Origin of the sequence: Flavobacterium okayamense (genome assembly GCF_019702945.1) — a bacterium.
GTDB lineage: Bacteria > Bacteroidota > Bacteroidia > Flavobacteriales > Flavobacteriaceae > Flavobacterium > Flavobacterium okayamense.
In genome coordinates this window covers 2,330,372-2,348,802 of sequence record NZ_AP024749.1, presented here as the reverse complement: position 1 = coordinate 2,348,802, position 18,431 = coordinate 2,330,372, and the positions used below count along the sequence as shown (strand labels likewise).

General features: G+C 30.9%; 18 protein-coding genes. 4 read left to right on the top strand and 14 right to left on the bottom strand.

The features are described from left to right. Positions 1-3: 3 nt before the first annotated feature. From KK2020170_RS10935 to KK2020170_RS10875, 13 genes are all read right to left on the bottom strand, one after another. Positions 4-1,704: a M14 family zinc carboxypeptidase gene (locus KK2020170_RS10935; protein WP_221258366.1), complete on the bottom strand. Its 1,701-nt coding sequence runs from the start codon at positions 1,702-1,704 to the stop codon at positions 4-6. Continuing rightward, a complete protein-coding gene (locus KK2020170_RS10930) occupies positions 1,701-2,204 on the bottom strand; it encodes a GldL-related protein (RefSeq protein ID WP_221260050.1) in 504 nt (167 codons plus the stop codon). Before KK2020170_RS10930 ends, KK2020170_RS10935 begins: the two co-directional genes overlap by 4 nt. Before the next feature lie 55 nt (positions 2,205-2,259). Then, positions 2,260-3,795: a SulP family inorganic anion transporter gene (locus KK2020170_RS10925; protein WP_221258365.1), complete on the bottom strand. Its 1,536-nt coding sequence runs from the start codon at positions 3,793-3,795 to the stop codon at positions 2,260-2,262. A 62-nt stretch (positions 3,796-3,857) separates the two neighbouring features. After that, positions 3,858-4,619, bottom strand: a complete 762-nt coding sequence (gene trpA, locus KK2020170_RS10920) for a tryptophan synthase subunit alpha (RefSeq protein ID WP_221258364.1) — start codon at positions 4,617-4,619, stop codon at positions 3,858-3,860. Positions 4,620-4,691: 72 nt separating this feature from the next. Then, complete coding sequence (trpB, locus tag KK2020170_RS10915) at positions 4,692-5,876, bottom strand: tryptophan synthase subunit beta (protein ID WP_221258363.1); 1,185 nt, start codon at positions 5,874-5,876, stop codon at positions 4,692-4,694. A gap of 1 nt (position 5,877) precedes the next feature. Beyond that, positions 5,878-6,510, bottom strand: coding sequence for a phosphoribosylanthranilate isomerase (locus KK2020170_RS10910; RefSeq protein ID WP_488212474.1), 633 nt, complete (start codon positions 6,508-6,510; stop codon positions 5,878-5,880). After that, positions 6,507-7,295, bottom strand: a complete 789-nt coding sequence (gene trpC / locus KK2020170_RS10905; RefSeq protein ID WP_221258361.1) for an indole-3-glycerol phosphate synthase TrpC — start codon at positions 7,293-7,295, stop codon at positions 6,507-6,509. The genes KK2020170_RS10910 and trpC overlap by 4 nt, the downstream gene beginning before the upstream one ends. Positions 7,296-7,305: 10 nt before the next feature. Next, positions 7,306-8,301, bottom strand: a complete 996-nt coding sequence (trpD, locus tag KK2020170_RS10900) for an anthranilate phosphoribosyltransferase (RefSeq protein ID WP_221258360.1) — start codon at positions 8,299-8,301, stop codon at positions 7,306-7,308. A gap of 86 nt (positions 8,302-8,387) precedes the next feature. Continuing rightward, positions 8,388-8,951 (bottom strand): anthranilate synthase component II, encoded by a 564-nt coding sequence (locus tag KK2020170_RS10895; protein WP_221258359.1) that lies wholly within the window; start codon positions 8,949-8,951, stop codon positions 8,388-8,390. Between the two features lie 19 nt (positions 8,952-8,970). Then, positions 8,971-10,371 (bottom strand): anthranilate synthase component I family protein, encoded by a 1,401-nt coding sequence (locus tag KK2020170_RS10890; RefSeq protein WP_221258358.1) that lies wholly within the window; start codon positions 10,369-10,371, stop codon positions 8,971-8,973. A 268-nt stretch (positions 10,372-10,639) separates the two neighbouring features. Continuing rightward, positions 10,640-11,209, bottom strand: a complete 570-nt coding sequence (locus tag KK2020170_RS10885; RefSeq protein ID WP_221258357.1) for a YceI family protein — start codon at positions 11,207-11,209, stop codon at positions 10,640-10,642. A gap of 32 nt (positions 11,210-11,241) precedes the next feature. Further along, entirely contained in the window at positions 11,242-11,874 is a 633-nt protein-coding gene (locus KK2020170_RS10880; protein WP_221258356.1) for an NAD(P)H-dependent oxidoreductase, read from the bottom strand. A gap of 6 nt (positions 11,875-11,880) precedes the next feature. After that, positions 11,881-12,339, bottom strand: coding sequence for a MarR family winged helix-turn-helix transcriptional regulator (locus KK2020170_RS10875; RefSeq protein WP_221258355.1), 459 nt, complete (start codon positions 12,337-12,339; stop codon positions 11,881-11,883). Between the two features lie 132 nt (positions 12,340-12,471). Here KK2020170_RS10875 and KK2020170_RS10870 point away from each other — a divergent pair, with 132 nt between their 5' ends. Further along, positions 12,472-12,777, top strand: a complete 306-nt coding sequence (locus tag KK2020170_RS10870; protein ID WP_221258354.1) for a rhodanese-like domain-containing protein — start codon at positions 12,472-12,474, stop codon at positions 12,775-12,777. Positions 12,778-12,810: 33 nt separating this feature from the next. Here the strand turns inward: KK2020170_RS10870 and KK2020170_RS10865 are convergent, their stop codons facing one another. Further along, a complete protein-coding gene (locus tag KK2020170_RS10865) occupies positions 12,811-13,491 on the bottom strand; it encodes a Crp/Fnr family transcriptional regulator (protein WP_221258353.1) in 681 nt (226 codons plus the stop codon). A 105-nt stretch (positions 13,492-13,596) separates the two neighbouring features. On the opposite strand from KK2020170_RS10865, the gene KK2020170_RS10860 reads away from it, so the two are divergent. The 3 genes from KK2020170_RS10860 to ccoN all read left to right on the top strand — a co-directional run bounded on the left by KK2020170_RS10860 (position 13,597) and on the right by ccoN (position 18,424). Then, the gene (locus KK2020170_RS10860) at positions 13,597-15,969 is read left to right on the top strand and encodes a heavy metal translocating P-type ATPase (protein WP_221258352.1); all 2,373 of its coding nucleotides are present in this window, start codon (positions 13,597-13,599) and stop codon (positions 15,967-15,969) included. Between the two features lie 74 nt (positions 15,970-16,043). Beyond that, positions 16,044-16,241 carry a cbb3-type cytochrome oxidase assembly protein CcoS gene (ccoS, locus tag KK2020170_RS10855; RefSeq protein WP_221258351.1) on the top strand — a complete coding sequence of 66 codons (198 nt, stop codon included), beginning with the start codon at positions 16,044-16,046 and terminating at the stop codon, positions 16,239-16,241. A 2-nt stretch (positions 16,242-16,243) separates the two neighbouring features. After that, complete coding sequence (gene ccoN, locus KK2020170_RS10850) at positions 16,244-18,424, top strand: cytochrome-c oxidase, cbb3-type subunit I (RefSeq protein WP_221258350.1); 2,181 nt, start codon at positions 16,244-16,246, stop codon at positions 18,422-18,424. Positions 18,425-18,431 lie beyond the last annotated feature (7 nt).

Genomic DNA, 18,431 nt, shown 5'->3' with positions numbered 1-18,431 from the left:
TTATTATTTAACTCTATAAACCGGATACTGCAAATGCGCTTTTTCATAATAAGGTGAATGTTTATAAATCCAATCGAGTTGGGCTGCACCATTTTCTGCAAATTTTGAATCACTTTGTTTTTTAGCTTCAAATTCCGCTTTTAATTTTGCGTTTTTATCTAATAACTCTTTTGCTAAATCTTCAAAAACATAAGCTGAGAAATATTCTTTTTGTTGGAGAATCGTATCAAAAAAGTTCCAGTTAAAATAACTATCCACTGCTTCTGGTTCTAATGTTTCCAATAAATATTTCACTCCTTTTTGGTTGGTTGAAATCATAAAATCGCCTTTTCTAAATTTTACTTTTTCAGTTGATTTTGAAACCGTTGTGATGTAATGACCGTAATGTCCTTCGTATGGGTATTTAGTCGTTTCAAAAGATGCAATTTTATAGCTTTCCACTTCAATTTCAGTATCTTGAGCTAGCGGTTGCATTTCAATTTTATTCAATTGTAATAATTCAATAATTGGCCATTGCGATTGTGGAATGATATAAAAACTTGGAATGGTAACTTCTTTCGTTGCTTTATAATCATTATAAAACGGAATTTTCTTAGTAAAAGGTTGTTTCTTGTCATAATACAAGCGTTCTTTACCCGAAACATCACTTGGTTTATATCCGCCTTGGTAACCCATAAAATCGATATAAGAAACTTTAGTCGAATCGATTTCCCATTGTAACGGATATTGCATTCCAGCTTTGTAATTATCTAAATTTTGATTTTTCAACGCTTTAATTTTTGTAGCATTTTGATCTACATAATTAATGGTTTCCACCATGTACTCATAAGTAACTCTTACACGATCTTTGAAAGGTTTTAGCATATGCGTTTCTGGAACCGAACCTAATGCATTAAATAGCGTAGTGTAACCAGTAGCATATCGAGGCGAATCCATAAATTGCGCAAATCCGTTATCCGGCATGTCGCCATGAATGTTGACATACGGAACACTTTCAATATTTTTCAGCTTTAATTTTTGCATGATAGTAGGATGCATTTCGTTTTTGTAAAATTCACCCAATTTTCCACCCAAACGTTGGTGTTGCGTAGCAATACAAGTAAACGTATATTGATAATCGGCACCGTTTGAAACGTGATTATCGATAAACATATCTGGATTTACCAATTGGAAAATCTCTTGGAAGCTTCTCGAATTTTTAGAGTCCGATTTAATGAAATCACGATTTAAATCATAGTTACGTGCATTCCCTCTAAATCCATAGGCTTCTGGTCCGTTTTGATTAGCACGAGAATGCGAATTTCGATTCAACATGCCACCAATATTGTAAACAGGAATCGCAACTATAATTGAGTTTTTCGGAACTTTAATTGTATTGGTTGCCAAATCTCGCATCAGCATCATAGTAGCATCAATTCCGTCAGGTTCGCCAGGATGAATTCCGTTATTAAGTAAAATGACAGCTTTATTCGAATTAAAATCAAAATTCTTATCAGAAGAAAAACTTGCAATATGCAACGGTTCGCCACTATCTGTCAAACCCATTTTTTGCATTTGTATGGTTTCAAATTGATTGTCTAATTTTTCATAATACGAAATACATTCCGAATAAGTTGTCGATTGATTTCCGTTTCCTAATTCGAAAGGCGTTTTTAGGTTTTGGGCAACTGTAAATATTGAAAAGAAAAATAAAATGTATTTCATGATTTTTGTTTTAAAGCATCATAAATTAAAAATAGAGCCAATAAAATTAATCCTATTACAAGCAGAATATTTGCATATGGCCAATGCATCAGTTTGAAAATTGCTCCTAAAAGTATTATTAAAGCAAAAATATAATTGAAATTAAACTTTGGAAGTATAGGTTTGTATTCAGGTTTAATATTATTGATAAAATTAAAGATTTCAAATAGTATCCAAATAATTCCAATTATATCGGTTATAATTTCTAACGTATCAATTTTGAGTAAATGATGAATTTTAATAAACCTTGTAAAGCAAAAAAGTTCTACAAAAATAAGTTTGATATAATCTAAAACTACTTTATCCTTTTTTAAATAAAATCGAATTGGATATAAAATAAATATTCCTCCAAGTCCAATAAGAAAAAGATACATTGAATTAGGCCAATGCATTAATCTAAATAATACTGCAATAATTGTAATTGAGATCAATATTCGTATAGCACTGAAAATTTTCTGCATAAAAAAAGCTTTACAAAAAGTAAAGCTAATTATAATTTATTAATAATTGAAATTCTTATTTTCCTGGCATTACATTATAAGAAGGATCTTCTAAGATATTGACATCGATAATCGCTTCCGCATTTTTAAGTAACACAATACAATCGTTGCTTAAATGACGAAGATGAACGGTTTTTCCTTCTTTTGCGTATTTGCTTGTAATATTGTTTACGGCTTCTATTGCGCTCATATCAGCAATTCTACTTTCAGCAAAATCGATAATAATTTCTTTTGGGTCGTTTTGAATATCAAATTTTTCAGCAAAAGCTGTCGTAGAACCAAAGAATAAGGGTCCGAATATTTCGTAATGTTTTATTCCATTTTCATCTACATATTTACGCGCACGAATACGTTTTGCATTTTCCCAAGCAAAAACTAAAGCTGAAATAATTACTCCAATTAAGACTGCTAAAGCTAAATTATGCATGAAAATCGTAATCAAAGTAACAATTAACATCACAATAATATCCGATTTTGGCATTTTGTTGAAAGTTTTGAAGCTTGTCCATTCAAAAGTTCCAATCGCTACCATAATCATAACACCCGTTAAAGCAGCCATTGGTAATAATTCAATTACTGGAGCACCGACTAATATGATTACTAAAATGGTTAAAGCCCCAATTATTCCTGATAATCTTGCTCTTGAACCAGCAGATAAGTTAACTAAAGTTTGTGCTATCATAGGGCAACCACCCATTCCGAAGAAAAATCCGTTGGCAATATTCGCTGTTCCTTGCGCTAAACATTCACGGTTACTATTTCCTTTTGAAGCTGTTATTTCATCGACTAAATTAAGCGTTAACAAACCTTCGGTTAAGCCTACAGCTGCCATCACTAATCCATAAGGAAAAATGATTTGTAAGGTTTCCCAAGTTAATGGAATTGAAGGAATATGAAAAGGAGGAAGGCTTCCACTTACAGAAGCAATATCTTTTACTTGTTTGGTTTCGATTCCAAATGCTAAAACAATTCCAAAAACAACCATAATAGCCACTAATGAAGCAGGAATAGCTTTAGTAATTTTTGGTAAGCCAATAACAATTGCAATAGTTAATACAACTAATCCTAACATGATTAACATTGGACTTCCGCTTAACCAAGTGGTTTCTCCATTGATTACGGTTTTAAATTGTTCCAATTGTGACATGAAAATTACAACCGCTAATCCGTTCACGAAACCATACATTACAGGTTGCGGAACCAAACGGATGAATTTTCCTAATTTGAATAATCCAACAAATATTTGAAGAATTCCAGCGATGATGATGGCACCAAATACATATTCCAATCCGTGAGATTTCATTAAAGCAATTAAAACAATTACTGTTGCTCCAGCACCACCCGAAATTAAACCAGGACGACCACCAAAAATAGCCGTAATTAATCCCATGATAAAAGCGCCGTAAAGTCCGACAAGAGGAGGAAATCCTGCTAGAATAGCAAATGACAACGATTCTGGAATCATCGTCATAGCAACGGTTAATCCAGCTAATATTTCAGTTTTATAATTTACTTTTTGAGAAAAATCGAATAAGTTGAATACTTTTTGCATTTAAAAATCTACTTTTTGGCTTAAAAGCGGCAAAGGTACATAATTTATTTGGCTCTATTGAATTACAATATGTTGCTGCAAAAATCATTTATCTTATTGAAATGTTGATTTCTTATAAAATTTATAAATGCACTACCAATAATCGCTCCTTTTTGATATTCTATAGCTTGATTAAATGTTTCTTTATCTTTTATACCAAAGCCCACAATTTGAGGGTTTTTCAATTTTAAATCGTGAATTCTTTTGAAATATTCCGTTTGTTCGATTCCAAAACCAGACTGACTTCCTGTTACTGCAGCCGAACTCACCATGTAAATGAAACTTTCGGATAATTCATCAATTTCTCGAATACGACTTTCGGAAGTTTGTGGCGTAATTAAGAAGATATTTTTCAAATTGTATTTTTCAAAAATAGATTGGTATTCACTTTTATAAATTTCTAAAGGCAAATCTGGAATAATTAGCCCATCAATTCCAATTTCTGCACATTTATTACAGAAATTATCTACGCCAAATTGCATCATTGGATTAAAATAGCCCATTATTATTAACGGAATTTGTACTGTTTTACGAATGTCTTTCAGTTGTTCAAATAAAACTTTTGTAGTCATTCCATTTTCGATTGCAATTGTTGAACTTTCTTGAATGGTTGGCCCATCTGCTAAAGGATCGCTAAATGGCAAACCAATTTCAATCATATCGACTCCACTTTTTTCTAATTCTTTAATGATAGTAGTGGTATCGTTTAGGTTTGGAAAACCAGCTGTAAAATAAATAGATAAAAGTTTTTTATCTTCTTGAAGTTTTTGATTAATTCTATTCATAACAATGTTTAGTCGTTAGTTTGTTAATGCGTTTATTTGATACTTTTATTTCGTAATTGATAATTCGTAATTTTAATATATATCAAAGTAATCTATATAAGTACTTAAATCTTTATCGCCACGACCCGATAAATTAATGACAATTATATCATCAGGTTGAAATTTTCTTTTGTCTAAAACAGCTAATGCATGAGATGATTCAATTGCAGGAATAATTCCTTCTTTTTTGCATAAATTTAATCCAGCTTGCATGGCTTCATCATCAGTAACCGCTTCAAAAATGGCTCTTTTGGAATCGAACAAATGTGCATGTAAAGGTCCAACACCTGGATAATCTAATCCTGCAGAAATAGAATAGGGTTCCGTTATTTGTCCGTCTTCAGATTGCATTAAAAGGGTTTTACTTCCGTGAATAATTCCTATTTTTCCCAAAACAGAAGTAGCAGCACTTTCACCAGAATCTACACCGTTACCAGCGGCTTCAGCAGCAATTAATTGTACATTTTCTTCCTCTAAATATTCATAAAATGCACCAGCGGCATTACTTCCGCCACCTACGCATGCAATAACATAATTTGGATTTTCAGTTCCTTCTAAAGTTTTTAGTTGTGACTTAATTTCTTGAGAAATAATGCGTTGGAACTTGGCAACCATATCTGGATAAGGATGTGGACCAACCACAGAACCGATAATATAAAAAGTGTCTGTAGGATTATTAATCCAATCACGAATCGCTTCATTTGTAGCATCTTTCAACGTTTTAGAGCCTGAAGTTGCTGGACGAACTACGGCACCTAACATTTTCATTCTTGCAACATTTGGAGCTTGGCGTTGAATATCAATTTCGCCCATATATACAATACATTCTAACCCCATTAAAGCACAAACTGTAGCCGTTGCCACACCATGTTGACCAGCACCCGTTTCGGCAATAATTCGTTTTTTGCCTAAACGTTTAGCCATTAAAATTTGCCCGATGGTATTGTTCACTTTATGAGCACCAGTATGACATAAATCTTCCCTTTTTAAATAGATTTTAGCATTGTATTGTTCTGATAATCGTTTTGCAAAATATAATGGCGTAGGTCTGCCCACATATTGTTTCAGTAAATCCTGATATTCTTCTTGAAAAGAAGGTTCGTTCATGATTTGAAGATATTTTTGTTTTAATTCTTCTACATTTGGATACAACATTTCCGGAATAAATGCGCCACCAAATTTTCCGTAAAATCCGTTTTCATCTACAGTATAATTCATCTTAAAATGTGTTTAGTAGTTGTTGAAATTGTTTTAATTCACTTTTGTTTTTAATTCCATATTCAGTTTCAAATTGGCTGTTTACATCGATAGCATAGCATTTTTTTGAAACTTCTAAACTGAAGAATTCTTTTAATTGTTTGGTTTGATTGAGTCCAATTCCGCCACTTAAAAAAAATGGAGTGTCCAAATTATAATTTTCTAATATTTTCCAATCGAAAGTAGTTCCGTTACCACCTGGAAGTCTACCTTTTGTATCAAATAAAAAATAATCACAAGTGGCTTCAAAGTATTTTAAAATGCTAAAATTGAACCCATTATTTAAAGCAAAAGCTTTAATAACCGTAATATTTTCTTTCTTTAAATCTCTACAAAGTGTTGGTGATTCGTTGCCATGAAGTTGGACTATATCTAAATTATATTGTTTTACTTTTTCCATTATATCATAGAAATAAGCATTTACAAATACACCAACTTTTTTAATAGATTTTGGTAGCAAGGGTAATGATTCTAAATCGCAATATCTTTTTGAAGGTTCCCAAAAAATAAAGCCTATGAATTCAGATTCTAAAGTTGAAATTTCCTGAATATTTTCAAGATTTTTCATACCGCATATTTTTAATTTGGGTTTCATAATTTAATCAGTTTTTGAATGAATGCTTTAGCTTCGTTTCCAGGATTATCAGTTTTCATAAAATGTTCTCCCATTAAAAAGCCTTGGTAACCAAATTGTTGTAAGTCTTTAATAGCTTCAATTGAACTTATGCCACTTTCCGAAACTTTTACAAATTCATCAGGAATGAGTTGTGCTAGTTCCTTACTGTAATCTAAACTAACCTCAAATGTTTTTAGATTTCTATTATTAACACCAATCATATTTAAACTTGGCATTATCGATTTTTCTAATTCTTCCCGATTGTGAACTTCTAATAAAACTTCTAAACCTAAACTTTGCGCAAACAGTGATAAATGTTGAATTTCTTCTCGAGTTAAAACAGCTGCAATGAGTAGAATAACATCAGCTCCAAATGCTTTTGCTTCTAAAATTTGGTATTCATCTATAATAAACTCTTTTCTCAAAACTGGAATATTTACAGTTGCTTTTGTTAACAGTAAATCGTCTGAACTTCCACCAAAATATTTTCCATCCGTTAAAACAGAAATTCCAGAAACTCCAGCGTTTTGATAACCCAACGTTACATCTTCAACTGAATGATTAAAATTTATAATACTTTTTGAAGGGGAACGTCTTTTATGTTCGGCAATAATTCCAATGTTACTATTGGCTAAAATTTTACTTAACGATTTTGTTCGCGAATTGAATAAATCAGTAGCTTCTAATTGGTTGACTGAAACTAATTTTTTCTTTAATTCCACTTCTCGTTTTTTGTCGGATATAATTTTATCTAAGATGTTCATTCTGTAAGTTTTATTGTTTACTAATTGCAATTAATTTATTTAGTTTTTCAAACGCTTTCCCACTTAATAAACTTTCTTCTGCTTTAGAAAAAGCCTCATCAAAGGTTAATTTTTCAACGGTTTGAATTGCTAACGCTGTATTTGCACAAACCACTTGTTTTTGTTCCAAAGTTCCTTTTCCTGAAATAATATTGTAAAATATTTTAGCAGCTTCATCAGTCGTTGTTCCTCCTTTTATAGCTTCTAATTTAATTTTATGAAAGCCAAAATCTTCAGGAGAAATAATTTGTTCCGATGTATTCGTAATAACTTTTACATTATCGGTTAAAGAAACTTCATCAAATCCACTTAAGCCATGTAAAATGCTGAAATTAACTTCTGTATTTTGATATAAATAGGCATACATTCGAGCTAATTCTAAACTAAAAACACCTACCATTTGATTCTTTGGAAACGAAGGATTGACCATTGGTCCCAACATATTAAAGAATGTTTTGATACCTAAATTTTTACGAATAGGCCCCACATTTTTTAAAGCAGGGTGGAAGAGTGGCGCATGAAGAATGGCAATATTTGTTTCTTCAATACATTTTTTTAGAAAATCTTGGTTATTTGAAAATTTCACACCCATTATTTCCATAACATTACTTGAACCAGAAATTGAGGAAACTCCATAATTACCGTGTTTTGCAACTTTAATTCCGGCACCGGCTACTATAAATGAAGCTAAGGTTGAAATATTAAAAGTATCTTTTCCATCGCCACCAGTTCCGCATAAATCGATAGTGTTATAATCACTAAAGTCAACAGGAATACACAATTCTAATAATGCTTCACGAAACCCAGTTAACTCTTCTAAAGTGATATTTCGCATTAAATAAACAGTGATAAATGCAGCGATTTGACTTTCGTTATAATCACCTTTTGATATGTTAAGTAACACTTCTTTTGCTTCTTGTTTTGATAGTGTTTGATGTGTAATTAATTGATTTAAAATAGTTTTCATTTTTTGAATAATTTAGAAATTGAAATAAAGTCTACTGAAGAAATCTATAAATAGGTTTCTCAAATTGGATTAATATGTGATAAGGATTAGGCTTTAAGCCAATTTTCTAAAATTTGCTTTCCGTTTGGAGTTAAAACACTTTCTGGATGAAATTGTACACCACGAACCTTTAAATGTTGATGTTTTAACGACATGATTTCCCCATTTTCATCAGTTGAAGTGATGATTAAAGTTTCGGGTAGGTTTTCAGTAGCCACAACCCAAGAATGGTAGCGACCAACATTAAAATTTTGTGGTAAGTTAGTAAAGATGTAATCATCATTGGTTACTGAAATTTTTGTTGCAACACCATGAAAAACAGTATCTAAGTTGGTTAGTTTTCCACCATAAATTTCACCAATGGCTTGTAAACCTAGACAAACACCAAAAATGTCTTTCGTTTTATCATAGGTTTTGATAACCTCTTTTAGAAGTCCGGCTTCATCCGGAATACCAGGACCAGGAGAAAGTAAAATCTTTTCAAAAGAATCTAATTCTTCTAATTCGAATTCATCGTTTCTAAACACAGTTATATCAGCACCTAAATCTTCCAAGTAGTGAACTAGGTTGTATGTAAAACTGTCGTAATTATCTATAACGGCTACTTTCATGAGTTCTGCAAATATAAGATTAAATTGTTTCGGCTAATTCTATTGCTTTTTGTAAAGCATTTATTTTGTTATATACTTCTTGTAATTCGTTTTCTTCATTAGAACTTTCAACAATTCCAGCTCCAGCTTGAAAATACAACTTGTGATTTTTACTTAAAAAGGAACGAATCATTATGGCATGATTGTAATTGCCATTAAAATCTAGCATTCCTATTGCGCCACCATAGAAACTTCTGTTTGTAGTTTCAATATTTTCGATTAGTTGCATGGCTTTTACTTTTGGAGCTCCCGATAACGTTCCTGCTGGAAAAGTTTTAGCAACCAAGTTTAAATCAGCATCGGATTTTTTTAGCTTACCCACTACTTTTGAAACCAAATGGATTACATGGGAAAAATATTGTACTTCCTTGTATTTTTCTACTTTAACTTCGTTACAATAGGTGCTTAAATCGTTTCGAGCTAAATCAACAAGCATAACATGTTCACTGTTTTCTTTGGTATCTTCAGTTAGTTTCTTAGCTAATTCAACATCTTGTTCATCATTTCCAGTTCTTTTAAAAGTTCCCGCAATAGGATGAATTTCGGCATGATTATTTTGAATTACTAATTGCGCTTCTGGAGAAGAACCAAATATTTTAAAATTTCCATAATCAAAATAAAATAAATAAGGTGAAGGATTAATGTTTCGTAAAGCCCTATAAACATTAAATTCATCTCCTTTAAATTCTTGATCGAATCGTTTTGATAAAACCAATTGAAAAACATCACCACGTTTGCAATGTTGTTTAGCTTTGGCTACATTTTCTTTAAATTGATTATCTGAAATATTTGAAGATGTATCACCAATTTTTATAAAGTTGTAGGTCGCTAAATTGCGATTAGCGATGATTTGTTCAATTTTAGAAATATTGTTTTCATCATTTAAACTATGGCAAAATAAATAGGCTTCGTTTTTAAAATGATTAATAGCAATTATATTTTGATAAACTGCGTAATAAAGTTCAGGAATTGTACTGTCGTTTGATTTTCTCTCAACGTTTATTTTTTCAAAATATTGAATGGCATCGTAAGCCGTGTAACCAAATAAACCATTGGAAATAAATTTAAATTCATTTGTTTCCGTTTTAAATGCGTTTCTAAATTTTTGCAATTCAGTTATTACTTGATTTTTTTCTATTATCGGATTGATTGCCTCATTTTCGTTTGGAAATTGTATGTGAATGTTTTGATTTTCGACTTTGAAAGAAGCAATTGGATTGAAACAGATATATGAAAAACTATTGTCATTTGCATGATAATCAGAACTTTCAAGAAGAATGCTGTTTGGGAATTCATCTCTAATTTTTAGATATAAACTAACCGGTGTAATCGTATCGGCGATTATTTTTTTGCTGTATGTTGTAAATTTATATTTTGTCATATTGTTAATTTTTGAGCATAAAAAAAGGCTTGTCGTGATTGACAAGCCTTTGAATGTATTTTGATTAAACTATACAAATAGAGGATTTGCTCACGACGTTCGACGTAAGTTAATCCACCACCAAGTATTGTTTAAAATGTTTTGCATTTTGTATTTTGTATTTTGTATTTTGCAAATTTATATAAACTTATTTAGATATTCCAAATAAAAAATTAAAAAAGTCCGAAAATTTAATTTCGGACTTTTCTTTTTCATAGCAATATTTGGATTAGAAAACTAGATTTACATCTAATTCAAAATCGTCGTAAATTGTTTTATCTCCTAAGTTTTCGAAGAAAGATCCTGATTTATATTTAATGTCGTATTTGGTTCTATCGATAATTAATTTTGAAGTTGCCGAATTTTCGTTTACTGTCATATCAAAATTAATAGGATTAGTAATTCCTTTAATAGTTAAATCGGCAAAAATAGTATAAACTCCATTTCCTTTATCAGCTATTTTTTTAAACTCTAAATTAGCATTTGGGTGTTTTTCTGTGCTAAAGAAATCATCTGATTTTAAGTGACCATCAAGTTTACCAGCCCATTCACCTTCTAAGTCTTTAGTGCTTATAGATGTCATATCAACAGTAAATTTACCGCCAGCTAATTTGTCTTCTTTAAACATTAAAATTCCATCTTTTATATTAACAGTCCCGTCATGTTGACCAGTAACTTTTTTACCAATCCAGTGAATAGAACTTTTAGTTGCATCTACTTTCTTAGAAGTTTGAGCATTAGCAGAAAATGTTAAAATAGTAACAGCTGCTAAAAAAAATGATTTAATAGTGTTATTCATAATGTAATAAATTAAGAGTATAAATGTTAAGTTTAAATTGTTTCAAATAATTCGTTTAGAGGTTTTCTTACCTTAGCTAAATGTTGGTTAACATCATCAGAATGCCTATAGCCAATTGGAGCAACTAAAGAAGCGTTTAAACCTTGTTTGTTTAATCCTAATATTTCATTGTATTGTTCAGGTTCAAATCCTTCCATCGGTGTAACATCAATTTTTAATTCAGCTGCTGCATTAATTAAATTACCTAAAGCAAGATAGGTTTGTTTTGATGTCCAAATGGCTAATTGTTCTTTTGGTAAACCTAGAATTTTTGATTTCATAAAATCTGCATATCCTGTTAAATTTTCAAGATGTAAATCTCTTGATTGAGCTATGTTTTTTATATAGCTGTCAATATGAGAAGCATCGATATTAGTAAAGTTTGCAAAAACAATTAAATGTGAAGCATCGACAATTTGACTTTGTCCCCAAGAAACAGGTTGTAACTGCTTTCTAATTTCTGGATTCTCAATGATTAAAACTTTATAAGGTTGTAATCCGTATGATGAAGTACTTAATTGAATAGCTTCTTTTAATGTTTGTAAATCTTCATTTGAGACTTTTCTTGATGCATCAAATTTTTTTGTAGCATAGCGCCAATTTTGATTTGTGATAAAGGTATTCATTGCAATTTATTTGATTTTTCTAATTTTTTCTAATAAAACATTTAATTCTTGAAGCTCTGATTCTGTTAAGTTTGATCCAAAACTTTTCTCATGTTCAATAACTAATGGGTCTAATGTTGATAATAAATCCAAACCTTTTTGTGTAATTGATACTTCCATTTTTCGTCTATTATCAGGACAAACTTCTCTTGTTACTAAATCTTTTGCCAGTAATTTATCAACTAATCGAGTAGTATTACTAGTTTTAGCAATCATTCTCTCCTGAATAACACACATATTTGCAGGTTTTCCTTTTTGTCCACGTAAAATTCTAAGAACATTAAATTGCTCTGTAGATAGGTCATAAGGTTTTAAAATTTCATTAAACTTTTCTGAAATAAGATTTTGAGTATACAGAATGTTTAGTAAAATTTTCTTTTCAATGCTCACTGTAGACACTGCTTTTATTATTTCTTCTATTTTCATTTGTAATGTCAAAATTTGTACGTACAAATATATATTAAATTTTAATACTTGTATATACAAGTGTGTATTAATTTTGTGTTAAAATTTTTGTATATCAAATTAGGTGTTATTTTTGCTTAAAAATTAAAAGACATGAATTTATCACAACAACAATGGTGGAGTCAGTTTTTAACTGATGAAAAAGGAGTTATACTTGATGTGAGAACAGAAGATGAAGTAAATGCAGGAAAAATTCCAGGTTCAATAAATATCGATATTTATAAAGGACAAGGTTTTATTTATCAAATTGATGAATTAGATAAATCTAAAAACTATTATGTGTATTGTGCAGCAGGAGGAAGAAGTGCAAACGCCTGCAACATTATGCGTGAAATGGGATTTGAAAATGCCTATAATTTAGTTGGAGGCTTTTCAGAATGGGATGGACCTAAAGAATAATTAATAAAAAAGCGACTTTATAAAGTCGCTTTTTTATTCAGATAATTTTTTCAATTTTGTTTTATCTTTTAGTGCAATTTTCTTTCCTACTAATTCAATTAAATCGTTTTTATTGAATTCAGAAAGTAATCGAATACAGCTTTCAGTAGCAGTTCCTATCATTCCAGCAAGTTCTTCTCTTGTCAATTGAATTTTTAAAGTTCCATCGTTATTTGTACCAAAGTTGTTTTCTAAAAATAATAACGTTTCCGCTAAACGTTCTTTAACTGTTTTTTGCGCCATAGAAACCATGTGATCATCAGCATCTTTTAAATCGCCACAGATAGTTTTCATAACTTCCATAGAAAATTGGTTATTCGAATTGAAATAACTCATTACTTCACTTTTTGGAATAAAACAAACATCCATATCTTCAAGAGCAACAGCACTTAAGTTTGTAGGTTCTTCACTAATCATAGATCGTTGTCCAAGTAATTCTCCTGATTTTACAAGTTTTACGATTTGGTCCTTACCATTTGCACTAAGCTTTGTTAATTTGCAAACTCCTTCTTTAATGCAAAAAACACCATTAATGGTTTCTCCTTCTTCAAAAATTGGCTCACCTTTTTTAATAGTGTAAGTTGATTTACAATCGGCGAGTTTTATTAATTCATCTTTATTTAGAGCTTTTAACGAACTTAATTCTCGTACAATACATTGTTCACATTTACTCATTTTCGGTGTTGTAAAATTTTTATCAAATATAATTAAAGTATGACAAATATCATATAATATCTTTTAATGAATTGTAACCTTTGTAACAGGTAAAATGAGCAAATTATGGATACAAAAAATTGTTTCCATTGTGGTACTGAAATCACACCAAAAGACGAAGTCGTTTTTGATGATAAAAGTTTTTGTTGTACAGGTTGTAAAACTGTATATGAAATCTTTAGTCAAAATGATCTTACATGTTATTATGATTTTCAAAATGCTCCAGGAGCAACGCCACAAGACATACAAGGTAAATATGAATTTTTAAGTAATGATGAAATCGTTACTAAATTATTAGAGTTTGATGAAGATAAGACAGCAATTGTTTCATTATACATTCCTCATATACACTGTAGCTCGTGTATTTGGATTTTGGAAAATTTACAAAAACTTCAAAAAGGAATTATAACTTCTCAAGTTAACTTTCCAGAGAAAAAAGTTAGAATTTCATTCAACAAAACCGAAGTTTCTTTAAAGGATATTGTTTATTTACTTAGTTCAATAGGGTATGAACCTTACATAAGTTTAGAGAACTATGAGGCTGGAAAAGAAGATCTAGACCGAAGCTTAATCTACAAATTAGGTATCGCTTTTTTCTGTTTCGGAAACATTATGCTTCTTTCTTTTCCAGAATATTTTGAAGTTGATGAATTTTGGATAGAACAATATAAACCTTTTTTTAGATGGCTAATTTTTACTTTATCATTACCATCTTTCTTCTATTCTGCAAGTGATTATTACAAGTCGGCTTATAAAAGCATACGCTCAGGAATTTTAAATATTGATATCCCAATAGCCCTTGGAATTATAGTAATGTTTGTACGAAGTACAATAGACATAATAATGGTATATGGACAAGGCTTTTTTGATAGCTTAACTGGTTTAGTCTTCTTTATGTTATTAGGAAAATTATTCCAACAAAAAACTTATAGTTTCTTGTCTTTTGAACGCGATTATAAATCATATTTTCCAATTGCGGTTACTAGAATAAACAATAACAAAGAAGAACAAGTTCAAGTATATGATATTGAAAAAGGTGATCGATTATTAATTCGTAATCAAGAATTAATTCCTGTTGATGGAATATTAATTTCATCAAAATCTTCCATTGACTACAGTTTTGTTACAGGTGAAGAGGTGCCTATTGAAAAAAAATCGGGGGATAAAATTTTTGCTGGCGGTAAGCAATTAGGTACGACAATCGAAATGGAAGTTTTGTTTTCGGTTTCCCAAAGTTACTTAACACAATTGTGGAGTAATGATGTTTTTCAGAAGAAAATAGACCAAAAACATAAAACTATTACCGATAGAGTAAGTAGATACTTTACGCCAATTTTGTTATTACTTGCAATTACTGTCTTAATTGTATGGCTGTTTATAGATACATACCAAGCTTTTAACGTATTTACAGCAGTTTTAATTGTTGCTTGCCCTTGTGCATTAGCCCTTACGGCTCCTTTTACTCTTGGTAATGTTTTACGTATAATGGGACGAAAAAAAATGTACCTGAAAAATGCCATTGTAATAGAACAATTGGCAAAAGTAGATACCATTGTTTTTGATAAAACGGGAACCATTACAACAAATAAAAAAACAGCTATAATATACGATGGAAAAGAGTTAAATGATTTTCAAATCACGTTATTAAAAAATGCCTTACGTGGTTCAAACCACCCATTAAGTAGAAGATTATATGATTATTTACCCGAAGTAGAAAAGCTCAATTCTATTTCTTTTGAAGAAATTACAGGAAAAGGTGTTGATGCTACTTTTAATGAAGGAAAAGTAAAATTTGGTTCATCTAGTTTTGTTGATACGTTTAGCGAAACATCACATAAAAAGACTAAAGTTCACATTGAAATTGATGATGTTTATTTAGGGAATTTTGTTTTTAGTAACCAATATAGAGAAGGATTAAGTGACTTATTTGAAAATCTATCTCATCAATATGAATTAAAAGTACTTTCTGGAGATAATGAGGGAGAACGACCAATTTTAGAAAAATTACTACCAAAAAATACTCAGTTAGTATTTAATCAAAAACCTGAACAGAAACTTCAATTTATTGAAGAACTTCAAAAACAGGGAAAAAATGTAATGATGGTTGGTGATGGTTTAAATGATGCTGGCGCTTTGGCACAAAGTAATGTGGGGCTTGCAATTTCTGAAAATGTAAACGTGTTTTCTCCTGCTTGTGATGGAATTATGGATGCAAGCCAATTTCAATCGATATCTTATTTTTTAAAGTTTTCAAAAAACGCAATGAAAACTATTTATATGAGTTTTGGTCTTTCGCTGCTATATAATATTGTTGGATTAAGCTTTGCAATTACAGGTAATTTATCTCCATTAGTCGCGGCTATTATAATGCCATTGAGTTCAATAACTGTAGTTAGTTTCGTAACTATAATGTCAAATATTTATTCCAAAAAGAAATAATTTCAAAGTATGATAAAAGTCATATTTTAAGAATGTAAGGGATAATAACTTTGTTAAAGCAAATTTGGAATGGTATGAGTGTAATTTATCTTTTAATAACAGTTAGTATAGTTGTGGCTATTATTTTTCTAGGTGCTTTTATAAAAGCAGTTAGAAGTGGTCAGTATGATGATGACTATACTCCATCTGTCAGAATGCTTTTTGACGATGAACTTAAGAAAAACCCTAACAAAATAATACAAACACAAAAAGAGAAACAAAAATCAATCTAATTATGGAGATGCAACAATTTTATTATGACAACAAAATTGTAAGAAACTTCTTGTACGCCTCAATTGCATTCGGGGTTATTGGGATGCTAGTAGGTTTAACAGTAGCTTTCTTTTATTTGTTTCCGAACATGACCGATGGGATTCCATGGTTAAGTTACGGACGTTTAAGACCATTACATACAAATGCAGTAATATTTGCTTTTGTAGGTAATGCTGTTTTCGCTGGTGCTTATTACTCAATGCAACGTTTGCTTAAAGCAAGAATGTTTAGTAATTTTTTAAGCCAATTAAACTTTTGGGGATGGCAACTTATTATTTTAGGAGCTGCTATTACATTACCTTTAGGAATAACAACTTCAAAAGAATATGCCGAATTAGAATGGCCATTTGATATTGCAATTGCAATTGTTTGGGTAGCTTTCGGTATAAATATGATAGGTACAATTTTAAAACGTAGAGAGCGTCATATTTATGTAGCAATATGGTTTTATATTGCAACATTTATAGCAGTTGCATTACTTCATATATTTAATAATATTGAAATTCCAGTGTCTGCATTCAAGAGTTATTCTGTTTACGCAGGTGTTCAAGACGCATTAGTTCAGTGGTGGTACGGTCATAATGCAGTAGCATTTTTCCTAACTACACCATTCTTAGGATTAATGTATTATTATGTTCCTAAAGCAGCTAATCGCCCCGTATATTCTTATAGATTGTCAATTATCCACTTTTGGTCGTTAATCTTTATCTACATTTGGGCAGGTCCTCACCACTTATTATATTCTGCATTACCAGATTGGGCTCAAAACTTAGGAGTTGTATTCTCAATTATGTTAATTGCTCCATCTTGGGGAGGTATGATTAACGGATTATTAACTTTAAGAGGAGTTTGGGACAAAGTTCGAGTTGATCCAGTTTTAAAATTCATGGTAGTAGCTATTACAGGTTATGGTATGGCAACTTTTGAAGGACCAATGTTATCATTAAAAAATGTTAATGCAATTGCTCACTTTACAGATTGGATTGTAGCACACGTTCACGTTGGAGCTTTAGCTTGGAACGGTTTCTTAACATTTGGTATGATTTATTGGATGATACCAAGAATGACAAAAACAACTTTATTTTCACAAAAGTTAGCAAACTTCCACTTCTGGATAGGTACTTTAGGTATTGTTTTATATACATTACCAATGTATGTAGCAGGTTTTACACAAGCATTTATGTGGAAACAATTTAATCCAGATGGTTCACTAGTTTATGGTAACTTCCTTGAAACGGTAACACAAATCATCCCTATGCATGCAATGAGAGCTATGGGAGGAACGTTATATTTTATTGGTATTTTAACTTTAGTTTACAATATTTATAAAACAGTTAAAGCAGGTTCTGCAATTGAAGATGAACTAGCAGAAGCTCCAGCTTTAGCTAAAATTTCAAAATACCAATTAAAAGGAGAAAAATGGCACTCATGGTTAGAAAGAAGACCAATCCAATTTACAATTTTAACTACAATTGCAGTTGCAATTGGGGGTATTATCCAAATTGTGCCAATGTTAGTTGTTAAATCTAATATTCCAACAATTGCAAGTGTTAAACCTTATACACCATTAGAGTTAGAAGGTAGAGACTTATACATTAGAGAAGGTTGTAATAACTGTCACTCTCAATTAGTTAGACCATTCCGTTCAGAAGTGAAACGATATGGAGAATATTCTAAATCAGGTGAGTATGTATATGACCATCCATTCTTGTGGGGTTCTAAACGTACTGGACCAGACTTACATAGATTAGGTGGTAAGTATAATGACAATTGGCACTTTAACCACATGTATGATCCACAAAGTACTTCTCCAGGTTCTATTATGCCAGGGTACAAATGGATGTATGATAATAAGCCAATGGATTTTTCTTTAATACAAAAGAAAATGGAAGTAATGCAAACATTAGGTGTTCCTTATACTGATGAAGAAATTGCAAATGCAATGAAGAGTATAGATGCTCAAGCTTCGCAAATTGAAGAAAACCTACATGCTGATCCAGATTTTGTAAAATCTTATGAAGAAAGTAAAAAGAATGCTGCTGCTAGAGGAGAAGAATTTGTTCCTATGAAAAATAGAGAGATTGTAGCTTTAATTGCTTACCTACAGAGATTAGGTACTGACATTAAGGTAAAAAACAAGTAAAATAAAG

Excerpts from the sequence above, each read along its gene's own strand:
- KK2020170_RS10935 (WP_221258366.1), bottom strand. The coding sequence starts at position 1,704 with ATGAAATACATTTTATTTTTCTTTTCAATATTTACAGTTGCCCAAAAC.
- KK2020170_RS10930 (WP_221260050.1), bottom strand. The coding sequence starts at position 2,204 with ATGCAGAAAATTTTCAGTGCTATACGAATATTGATCTCAATTACAATT.
- KK2020170_RS10925 (WP_221258365.1), bottom strand. The coding sequence starts at position 3,795 with ATGCAAAAAGTATTCAACTTATTCGATTTTTCTCAAAAAGTAAATTAT.
- trpA (WP_221258364.1), bottom strand. The coding sequence starts at position 4,619 with ATGAATAGAATTAATCAAAAACTTCAAGAAGATAAAAAACTTTTATCT.
- trpB (WP_221258363.1), bottom strand. The coding sequence starts at position 5,876 with ATGAATTATACTGTAGATGAAAACGGATTTTACGGAAAATTTGGTGGC.
- KK2020170_RS10910 (WP_488212474.1), bottom strand. The coding sequence starts at position 6,510 with ATGAAACCCAAATTAAAAATATGCGGTATGAAAAATCTTGAAAATATT.
- trpC (WP_221258361.1), bottom strand. The coding sequence starts at position 7,295 with ATGAACATCTTAGATAAAATTATATCCGACAAAAAACGAGAAGTGGAA.
- trpD (WP_221258360.1), bottom strand. The coding sequence starts at position 8,301 with ATGAAAACTATTTTAAATCAATTAATTACACATCAAACACTATCAAAA.
- KK2020170_RS10895 (WP_221258359.1), bottom strand. The coding sequence starts at position 8,951 with ATGAAAGTAGCCGTTATAGATAATTACGACAGTTTTACATACAACCTA.
- KK2020170_RS10890 (WP_221258358.1), bottom strand. The coding sequence starts at position 10,371 with ATGACAAAATATAAATTTACAACATACAGCAAAAAAATAATCGCCGAT.
- KK2020170_RS10885 (WP_221258357.1), bottom strand. The coding sequence starts at position 11,209 with ATGAATAACACTATTAAATCATTTTTTTTAGCAGCTGTTACTATTTTA.
- KK2020170_RS10880 (WP_221258356.1), bottom strand. The coding sequence starts at position 11,874 with ATGAATACCTTTATCACAAATCAAAATTGGCGCTATGCTACAAAAAAA.
- KK2020170_RS10875 (WP_221258355.1), bottom strand. The coding sequence starts at position 12,339 with ATGAAAATAGAAGAAATAATAAAAGCAGTGTCTACAGTGAGCATTGAA.
- KK2020170_RS10870 (WP_221258354.1), top strand. The coding sequence starts at position 12,472 with ATGAATTTATCACAACAACAATGGTGGAGTCAGTTTTTAACTGATGAA.
- KK2020170_RS10865 (WP_221258353.1), bottom strand. The coding sequence starts at position 13,491 with ATGAGTAAATGTGAACAATGTATTGTACGAGAATTAAGTTCGTTAAAA.
- KK2020170_RS10860 (WP_221258352.1), top strand. The coding sequence starts at position 13,597 with ATGGATACAAAAAATTGTTTCCATTGTGGTACTGAAATCACACCAAAA.
- ccoS (WP_221258351.1), top strand. The coding sequence starts at position 16,044 with ATGAGTGTAATTTATCTTTTAATAACAGTTAGTATAGTTGTGGCTATT.
- ccoN (WP_221258350.1), top strand. The coding sequence starts at position 16,244 with ATGGAGATGCAACAATTTTATTATGACAACAAAATTGTAAGAAACTTC.